Below are 8,667 nucleotides of genomic sequence, written 5' to 3' on the forward strand. Positions count from 1 at the left end.
GGACCGGTAACGCCATACCGCCTCCCCATGCCAGTCGAAGTCGTCACATCCGACCAGCACAACGAGCAACCCGGCAAACCTTCCCGGTCACAGCACTAGGTGTATTGCTCAGTGAGGTTGGGGACGCGGCTGGCGGGTGTTTTGCCTGCGAGCGCGGTGTGTCCGCGGTGGTGATTGTAGGAGTGCAGCCAGGCGGGGAAGGCGTCACGTCGTTCCTGCTCTGAACGGTAGGGGCGGGCGTAGGCCCACTCGTCCAGGAGGATGCGGTTGAGACGTTCGACCTTGCCGTTGGTTTGCGGTCGGTAGGGCCGGGTTCGCTTGTGGGTGATCCCGGCCGCTGCCAGCAGGTCGCGCCAGGCGTGGGATTTGCAGCAGGACCCGTTGTCGGTCAGGACGCGTTCGACGATGATCCCGGCACTGGCGTAGTAGGCCTGGGCGCGCTGCCAGAAGGCGGTGGCGGTTTCCTTCTTCTCGTCGGGCAGGATCTCGCTGTAGGCGAGGGGGGAGTGGTCGTCGACGGCGGTGTGGATCTACCGGTAACCGGCTCCGGACTTCCTTTTGCGTCCCGCCGCCCGGCCGAGGACTTTGTGGCCGCCTCCGTCGGGGATGTTGCCGAGCTTCTTGATGTCGACGTGGACGAGCTCGCCCACGCGTTCGCGTCCGTAGCGGCGTATGACGTGGCCGGTCGCGCGGTCAAGATTGGGTCAGACGGCCAGGCCGAACCGGGTCAGGACCCGGTGCACGGTCGAGGGCGCCAGGTCCAGCAGATGAGCGATGCGGGCCGGTCCCCAGCGCCTCAGGACCACGACCTTGATGATCCGGCGTTCGGTGCGTGTCGGCGTCCGGCGGGGGCTGTGGCGCGGTCGCGATGAGCGGTCCGTCATCCCTGCTCCGCCCGACATCCGGTAGCGGGTGGCCCACCGCTGAGCCGTGGTGGGCGAGACCTGGAAACGTTGGCGGCCCGGCGCAGCGGCCAGCCGTCCTCGACCACGCAACGGGCCAGGCGCAGGCGTCCGGTCTCGGTCAGGGGTGCATTACGGTGGGGCATGAGGGCCTTCTGCTGGTTGGTGTAGACGTCGCAATCCACACCGAACCCGGAAGGCCCTCACCCGTTCAAGATGCCTCAGTCGAGACCTGCGTCACCCGTCCACAACCTCCCGAGGCAATACACCTAGTGACCTGGTTTGCGGACGCAGCATCGGTCTCGCGCTGTCGAAGCGCGGATGCTTCTCCTCAGTGAGCTTCGACGGTGGCGTCTCGCAACGCCACAAGCGGCCTTCAGGTGCAACGACACCGCAGGAGTGGTTCTTCACGCGCATCCAGCGGTGTTCTGCAGGAGGATGAGGCGCGGGGGCCGACACTCAAGAATTTCTGGTGTTCAAAAGCTTGGTGACGGAACCGATGTAGGTGGCGTTCCAAGGGTCGGCAGCGTCGCCGTACATGACCTGGAAGAAGCGCTGCCCGGACGGCACCGTGAACCGGACCTCCTGCCAGTCCTGGACGCTCATCGCCCCGTTCTGCATCGGCACGACGCGCCGAGTTAGGATGTCGAAGACGAAGAACTCGCCATCCTCGCAGGCCAGCGGGGCGGCAGAGAGGGAATAGGTAGCGTAGGCGTTCCTTTTCGGTGCATCCGAGCGATACTCGGCACGGATGTTGGTCAGGGCGTACCCGTCACTGGTCAGACGTACCTGCCGGGGTTCGACAGAGCACTGCTGGACAGACTCCACCTCAGCAGCCTGAACCGTTCCTGCGGCGAAGACGCTGGTAGTTGCCGCCACTATTGCCAGGCCTGCGAATACCTTGCCTGCTTTACGCACAGCTCACCTCTTTACTTCACTTCGGAAAAGGGGACCCGAACTTGCGATCCTCGGAGATCCTATCCGTGTAAGACAATTACACAATCCCCCACTCGACCCCCGTACGGGTTGTGCTAGTGCGCGATACACGCACTCCCGCAGACAAGACGAAGTGCACCAACGGCTATTTTACGCCACGCGCCGGGAAAGCTCGAGGATGCCGCCGCTTCGACGATGCTCTGCTCACCCGGCGCTAGAACCGGAGGATTCTCATTTTGCCGCGCCGAGCGATCAAAGGGAACAACCAAAACAAGCCACGAGGTAGGACTAGACCCAACGCCGTTCAGTTAGGGCCTGCATAGAAACAAGTGTGTTACTGCCGCACCTGGACGAGCGTCAGCGCCGGTTGGCCATAGGAGCAGAGGCCCGGTCGCTGGGCCACGGCGGGATCAGGAAGGTGGCCCGTGCGGCCGGGGTGCGTGAGGGCACTGTCTCCCGCGGGGCGGCTGAACTGGATTCAGGTGCGGCCCCAATAGGCCGCACCCGCCGGGAAGGCGGAGGCCGCAAGCGTGCGGTGGACCTCGATCCCGGTTTGCGGCCCGCACTACTGCCCCTCGTCGAGCCGGATATGCGGGGTGACCCGATGTCACCGCTGCGCTGGCCGACGAAGTCGACCCGTCAGCGACTGCGCCTGGCGGGCACTGCCGCCCTGCTTCGGCATATCCAAGTCGACAGCCCACCGCCGCTCCCAAGATGCACGTCCTGTCGGGCGCGAACGGACTGCCCCTCGTTGTCGGCCTTTCGGCCGCCAACACCCACGACAGCCAGGCCTTGAAGCCGATGGTGCTCGGTCACCGCACGAGACACGGCCCCCACCGCGGCCGCCGCTTCAAGCCTCAGCGCCTGCACGCGGACAAGGCCTACGACATCCCTGAACTGCGGAAATGGCTCCGCGGCAAGCGGATCGGCGTCCGTATCGCCCGCAAGGGCGTCGAGTCATCAGAGCGACTCGGGCGGCGTCGGCGGGTGATTGAGCGGACCATGTCCTGGCTGAGCGGTTGCCGCAGACTCAACCACCGCTACGAGCGCCATCCCCGCGACTACCTGGCCTTTCTCGGCCTCGCCGCCGCCCTGTGCTGCTACAAACACCTCGTGCGCCTCACCACATAGGACACGGTCTTAGGCGTGGAGGCTGTTTGTCAGGGCCGGTGAATGAGGCAACGGAGCTGCTCTAGAAGAGCGGTTGTCCTCCAAGACATCCTCGTCACAGGAGTTCCGCTGTTGGGACATGCTGCTATGACCGGGTCGGCTGGGACGTTCGCAGGTACAACGCGACTGCGTCCGCCTTGAACTCCGCCGAATGCACCTTCATCACCATGCGTGGCATCTGAGGTGCCCCGATGTTTCCGGACAGGGACCCTATTGGGTCCCTGTCCGGAAACATCGGGGCACCTCAGTGTGGGCCAGTTCTCACCGGTTGACGCGCTTGCCGGTGTGGTCCATGACGGTCACGTCATGAGTCTCGGTCGCCCAGTCCCATCCGGTGAACACGAGGTGCGTACTCCGCTGCTGTTCCAGTAGAAAAGGCTCAATTACTACGGCTCAGCCCGGCGCTCGTTCACCACCACTCACTTGCTTCGGCGGCGCAGCCAAGAAGCTCACGGTACGCAAGGCGGCAAATCTATTCGGATTGTCGTGCGTTCTGAATCCGGCTCGATCAACATTGTCCCGTTGGCGGCTTCAACTCTGATACGCTGCGAAGCTAGGCCGATATGCCCACCTTTCAACTTTACCTGCAGAGCGTCGGCCGCTACACCGCGCCCATTATCCGAAACGCGCAGGCGCCAAACCCCATCTGCCTCGGCAAGCCGTACCCAGAATTTCGTTCCACCGGAATGGCGTACAACATTATTCACGAGCTCGCGAGTTGCATTGAAAACGATTGGTTCGCGCGGATCCTTGAAGGTTGGCTGCACATCCACTTTACAGTACCCCTCAATGCCGGCCCGGTCAGCTGCAGATCTGACTAGCAACTCGAGGCTCTGAGCTATACCGTTCGCTTCGATTACTGACGGATGGAGCTCGCAGGTCAGGTCTCGAAGGCTCCTCGATACCGCCAACAATTGGTCGCGCGCACCAGCAACTACACCAGCATTTCGCTCTCGCATAGCGGCCTGCAGCTCAAATCTAACAGCCAGAACGGATTGCAATGGGCCGTCATGCAAACGCTCAGCAAGTGCCGCCCTTTCTCTCTCTTCTGTAGATATAACTTCAGCCAACAGCCAGGCTCTCTCGTTCATGAGGTCAGAAATCCGCGAGGAACGATCTTGCTGAAGACGGGCTACCACAACGCAGGCCGCACATGTCAAAACAAGAAAGGAAAGCATAGCGCTGGCATTCTCATCTCTGCTCCTTAAGCGCAGAAGAGGGTCCAGCAACATCAAGGTGGAGTAGGAAGTGACTGCAAATATTGCCAGCGCTAGAACATGCCGAACCGGCATCTGGAAGGCGGCGAATATTGGCACGAGAAACAGCGCCAGCCCTAACGCCGGAGACCCCTCTGACAAAACCAACAGAATGATCACTACGGTAATGTCGAACCAGATGGTCACAATGGCCAGACGTTCACCGCTCCCGCTTGCGGAAACAAACAGCCAAAAAAATCCGGCGAGAGTGGCCAGGCCGTATGTTGCGAGTATGAAAGCCTCTGCAAGAGATACGTCATGCCACTCGCCGCCTTCCTTGAGGACTACAAGTGTGACGATGACAGCGAACCCCAGCCTGAGGCATCCCCCGATCTGATAGACCTTCATTCGGTGACGATATAACACCTCATGAAGGCCCGCGTCCAGTGGATTGCGCTGTTCTCTGCTTTTGTCGCTAGCCCCCACTGAGACTGCCCCCTATGAAAGTATCCCGCGGCGCATCGCTTCGGCTACGGCTGCTGCCCGACCCGAAACGCCGAGCTTGTCACATATATGCTGGAGGTGAGTTTTTACAGTGGAGGGAGCAAGGAATATTCCCTTTGCAATAGCCGGAGTCGAAAGCCCCGAAGACAGCATTTGTAGAATTTGCACTTCTCTGTCAGTTAAGTTTGGGCGGTGCGTCTCGGCCCTGCTCCGTATTTCCGATATGAGTCCGGCAGCAAGTCTATTGGGGAGGACCACCTCTCCTCGCAGGCATGTCATGACCGCGTCAAGTATATCTGCCGAGTCTGATTCTTTGGTGAGGTATCCCGAAGCTCCGTCCCTGAGGGCCTGGTAAACTGCCGCATCCTCCGTGAATGCAGAAAGAATAACTACCTTTGTGGGAGCAGCCTTCTCTGCCGCAGCCATGGCAACCTGTCCGCCATTAAGCATAGGCATTTTGTAGTCCAAGATCGCAACGTCTGGATGGTGTTCCAGTATCGCTTTTAACGCTTCGTCGCCGTTGCTGCACGTCGCGATAATATCGATGTTTGGTGCGCTAGCCAATTCCTTGGAAACACCATCGCGGTAGACGGGGTGATCATCCGCGATAATCACCCTGATATTCCCCGAATCGTGGGAGGTCATGCGATCCAGTCCTTACGTATGGCGGTACGCTTCTGTCCCCCATCCTGCCGTGCCATCGCACACGTTGGGAGGGTTCGTTTGGCCAGCGATCAAGAGGGTCCTGCTTGGGCCGTTTGGAGGATGGCAGCCAGCCTCCCCTCTTCTACCGCTTGGGGCAGTCCTGCCCGATCGTCCCTGTTGCGCGCTCCCCAGCAGGCTCAGTCTTCAGCGCGTCGGGAACTATGCCTTCCACCGGTTCCCGTCCCAGCTTCGCGCCCCAAGGCAACCTTCTCGGCCGTGGCTTCCGCAGCACCATGGTTCAGGACCCAGGCCTCGCGCCCACAGTGATCGCTCCCTTCGTGGGACCCGCTCTCGGGACAGATAGGCCGCGGCCTTCCTCAGAGGGCGGTTCGTGAGTTTTTGAGTGGCTCTGTCATCGCCTGAAGGTGTGGGTGCGCGGCGGAACCCGCCGGTCCGCAGGCGCTCACCTGTTGGTGTGATGATGTTCCCAACCGGTTCCCACGCGAGGCCACGACTGGCTGGACTACGAAGGTGAGAGAGACCATGACCGCCCTCGAGCGACTTCGACACCTCATGCAGCCGTCGAGTATGGGGCTCTTCCCTCGACTGGGACGATATCGCGGCGGCGTACGGCACCCGATTCCCGTCCGATTACAGGGGCTTCCTGTCCGTCTACGGCAGCGGTGAGGTCGACGGAATGCTGGACGTCTTCGCTCCGAGCACGGATCCTCATCTTCCTTCGCGTCACACCTCAAGGCTTCCGCCGGATGTTCTCGACCTACCGGAGGTCGACGAGTGGAACGACTCGCTGTACGCCGAGCTCTATGGCCCGGCGGACATCATGGTCTGGGGGGAGACAGTCGAAGCGGACGTACTGGGCTGGATCACGAGCAGCGACGAACCCGGCACGTGGCCTGTGGCTGTCTATACGCACGGAGGTGAGTGGACGGTCTACGACTGCACCATGACGGAATTCCTGCTGCAGCTCCTCACCGGAGAATTCGACGGGAACCCGACAGGGCTGACGCGTCTGTTCGGAAAGGGTAGCGCGGAGTTCACCACCGGCTGACAGGTCAGGGCGCCGGAGTAGGACACTGTCTCTAGTGCCCCTCGGCGGGCGGTTCGTGACTTTTGAGTGGCTTGTGGTCGCCTGATGGTGTGGGTGCGTGGCGGAATCGGTAGGTCCGCAGGCGCTCGTCTGCTGGTGTGGTGATGTGAGTGAACGCATGCCCTACCCCAGCGACTTGTCCGAGGCGCAGTGGGCTCTGATCGAGCCGGTGATCACGGCGTGGAAGGACCGGCACCGCTCGGTCAGCGGCCGTCAGGGCGCCTACGCCATGCGGGAGATCGTGAACGCGATCCTCTACCAGGGTCGGACCGGCTGCCAGTGGGCCTACCTCCCGCACGACCTGCCGCCGAAGAGCGCGACGTACTACTACTTTGCGGCCTGGCGGGACGACGGAACGGACCAGGTCATTCACGAACTCCTGCGCTGCCAGGTCCGTGATAAGGCCGGTCGATTGGAGGATCCGACCCTGGTGGTCCTGGACACCCAGAGTGTCCGCGCTGCCGCCGGGGTCCCCGCCTCCACGACCGGCCGGGATCCGGCGAAGAGGGCCCCAGGCCGCAAGCGCGGACTGGCCGTGGACGTGCTCGGCCTGGTCATCGCGGTGATCGTTCTCGCCGCGAGCGCGCACGACAACACCGCGGGTGTCGCTTTGCTGGACCAGGTCGCCGACCACACCGGCGGAACCGTCGAGAAGGCCCTGGCCGACCAGGGCTTCAAGAACCAGGTCACCGCGCACGGAGCCGGCCTGGGCATCGACGTCGAGACCGTGCAACGCAATCCGCAGGAGAAGGGGTTCGTTCCGCAGACGAAGCGGTGGAAGGTCGAGCAGACCTACGGGATCCTGATACTGCACCGGCGTCTGGTCCGCGACTACGAGCACCAACCGGCCTCGTCCGCCTCCCGGGTCTACTGGGCCATGACCCAGGTCATGGCCCGCCGCCTTACCGGCGAGAACACCCCCACATGGCGCGAACGCCAGACGGTGAGCGCGTGAACCTCCAGCCCCTGCTCGACGCGCTCGACATCCAGGAGAACGCCGCCCGGGGCCTGGCCGACGACCTCCGCACTCGCATCGGCGAACTACAGTCCCGGTTGCGGGAGGCCGAGACCCACCTCGAACACCTCGCGATCACACGGAGAACCGTCACGGGCCTGGCCGACCGGCTCCCGGCCGCCCCGCCAGACATGCCCGAGCACCCGGACTATCCCCGCATCCTGGGCGTCTTCAACGACGCGACCGGCCCCCTGCGAGCCCGGGACGTCTGCGAAGCCCTGGACCACGAACTGCTGCCGAAGAACATCGAGGGCACCCGCGCCAAACTGAAACGCCTGGTCAAGCTCGACATCCTCACCGAAGTCGACACCGGCAGCTTCGCCAGGAAGCAGTAACCGGCCGAGCACCGTGACCAGCAGCCCTGTCCCATCCCACACGAAAACGGACATCAGCTCACGAACCGCCCTCTAAGGACCTCGTTCTCCTGCTCGAGCATCCGGATCCGCTTGCGGGCCTCGCGCAGCTCGGCCGACTCAGCCGGCGCCGTCGCGGGCCTGGTGGCGGTGTTCTGGGTCTCCGCGTGGCGCGGCCACTTCGTCAGCGAGGCCGGGTGGACTCCCAAGTCGGCGGCCACCTGTTCCAGCGTGACGCCGGGCTCGCGGTTGCGCGCGACCCGCACGACGTCCTCGCGGAACTCCTTGGGATCGGGCTGAGCACTACAACATCCTTCCAGGCCGCTTCTCAGCAAGCCAGGTCAGGTGTCGCTAAACCCTGCAGCAGTCCCAACCTCAGCCAGAGTCACCAGTATTGGGTCGTCTAAGTGGAGCTGTTCAGGGGATGGCGCAGAGCGAAACTAGTGCTCTTCTTCAAGGCGTTATTATCGCATTACTCAAGGAGTGCGCCATGTCTACTGCGGATGTCGGCGGTTCTAGCCGCGGAGTCCGACGAAGCGAACTTCGGCGTTGTGGATCGTTCACTTTGCTGCTGTTGGCCAGTCTGAGCCCGGTATGCGGCAGCGTTCAAGCGTTCGCAGGTTCTCAGGCAAGTGTAGAAGTGCCGGGCGTTCTGATGTCGGGTGTGTTTGCGCCGGGTGAGGAGGCGGGGGGTGCGGTGGATGTGCGGACCGGCCGCTACTCCCTGGAGGTGCCGCTGCTGGCGACGGCGGGGCGTGGTGAGGCTTCGTTCGGCCTGTCACTGTCGTATGACCAGGAGTTGTCGGGTCTGGGGGTGGACCGGCAGGGCCTGGGCGCG

General features: G+C 62.8%; 7 protein-coding genes and 3 pseudogenes. 5 read left to right on the forward strand and 5 right to left on the reverse strand.

The genetic code is table 11. The features are described 5' to 3' along the window. Positions 1 to 95: 95 nt before the first annotated feature. Together IF89_RS38770 and IF89_RS0133370 are read right to left on the reverse strand one after the other, a co-directional pair. Positions 96 to 1,048: pseudogene (locus IF89_RS38770) on the reverse strand (IS481 family transposase). Positions 1,049 to 1,361: 313 nt separating this feature from the next. Next, on the reverse strand, positions 1,362 to 1,820 hold the full coding sequence (locus tag IF89_RS0133370; RefSeq protein WP_158718030.1) for a hypothetical protein: 459 nt from the start codon (positions 1,818 to 1,820) through the stop codon (positions 1,362 to 1,364). 337 nt (positions 1,821 to 2,157) lie between these two features. Here IF89_RS0133370 and IF89_RS43105 point away from each other — a divergent pair. Both IF89_RS43105 and IF89_RS0133375 read left to right on the forward strand, forming a co-directional pair. After that, a pseudogene (locus tag IF89_RS43105) lies at positions 2,158 to 2,478 on the forward strand (ISAzo13 family transposase); the annotation flags it as partial. Continuing rightward, a pseudogene (locus IF89_RS0133375) lies at positions 2,477 to 2,969 on the forward strand (transposase); the annotation flags it as partial. The pseudogenes IF89_RS43105 and IF89_RS0133375, both read left to right, overlap by 2 nt. A gap of 488 nt (positions 2,970 to 3,457) precedes the next feature. Here IF89_RS0133375 and IF89_RS45110 read toward each other — a convergent pair. Beyond that, positions 3,458 to 4,612, reverse strand: coding sequence for a sensor histidine kinase (locus IF89_RS45110; RefSeq protein WP_107047432.1), 1,155 nt, complete (start codon positions 4,610 to 4,612; stop codon positions 3,458 to 3,460). A gap of 90 nt (positions 4,613 to 4,702) precedes the next feature. After that, a complete protein-coding gene (locus IF89_RS43115) occupies positions 4,703 to 5,353 on the reverse strand; it encodes a response regulator (RefSeq protein ID WP_078628694.1) in 651 nt (216 codons plus the stop codon). 697 nt (positions 5,354 to 6,050) lie between these two features. Here IF89_RS43115 and IF89_RS0133385 point away from each other — a divergent pair. The 3 genes from IF89_RS0133385 (at position 6,051) to IF89_RS0133395 (ending at position 7,811) form a co-directional block, all read left to right on the forward strand. Then, entirely contained in the window at positions 6,051 to 6,422 is a 372-nt protein-coding gene (locus IF89_RS0133385; protein WP_051808037.1) for a hypothetical protein, read from the forward strand. Between the two features lie 145 nt (positions 6,423 to 6,567). After that, on the forward strand, positions 6,568 to 7,416 hold the full coding sequence (locus tag IF89_RS0133390) for an IS5 family transposase (RefSeq protein WP_030776167.1): 849 nt from the start codon (positions 6,568 to 6,570) through the stop codon (positions 7,414 to 7,416). Beyond that, positions 7,413 to 7,811, forward strand: a complete 399-nt coding sequence (locus IF89_RS0133395) for a hypothetical protein (RefSeq protein WP_030776169.1) — start codon at positions 7,413 to 7,415, stop codon at positions 7,809 to 7,811. Before IF89_RS0133390 ends, IF89_RS0133395 begins: the two co-directional genes overlap by 4 nt. A 53-nt stretch (positions 7,812 to 7,864) precedes the next feature. Here IF89_RS0133395 and IF89_RS0133400 read toward each other — a convergent pair whose 3' ends face one another. After that, a complete protein-coding gene (locus IF89_RS0133400; protein ID WP_199820604.1) occupies positions 7,865 to 8,164 on the reverse strand; it encodes a transposase in 300 nt (99 codons plus the stop codon). Between the last annotated feature and the right edge of the window lie 503 nt (positions 8,165 to 8,667).

The organism is Streptomyces sp. NRRL F-2664, assembly GCF_000719345.1.
GTDB lineage: Bacteria > Actinomycetota > Actinomycetes > Streptomycetales > Streptomycetaceae > Streptomyces.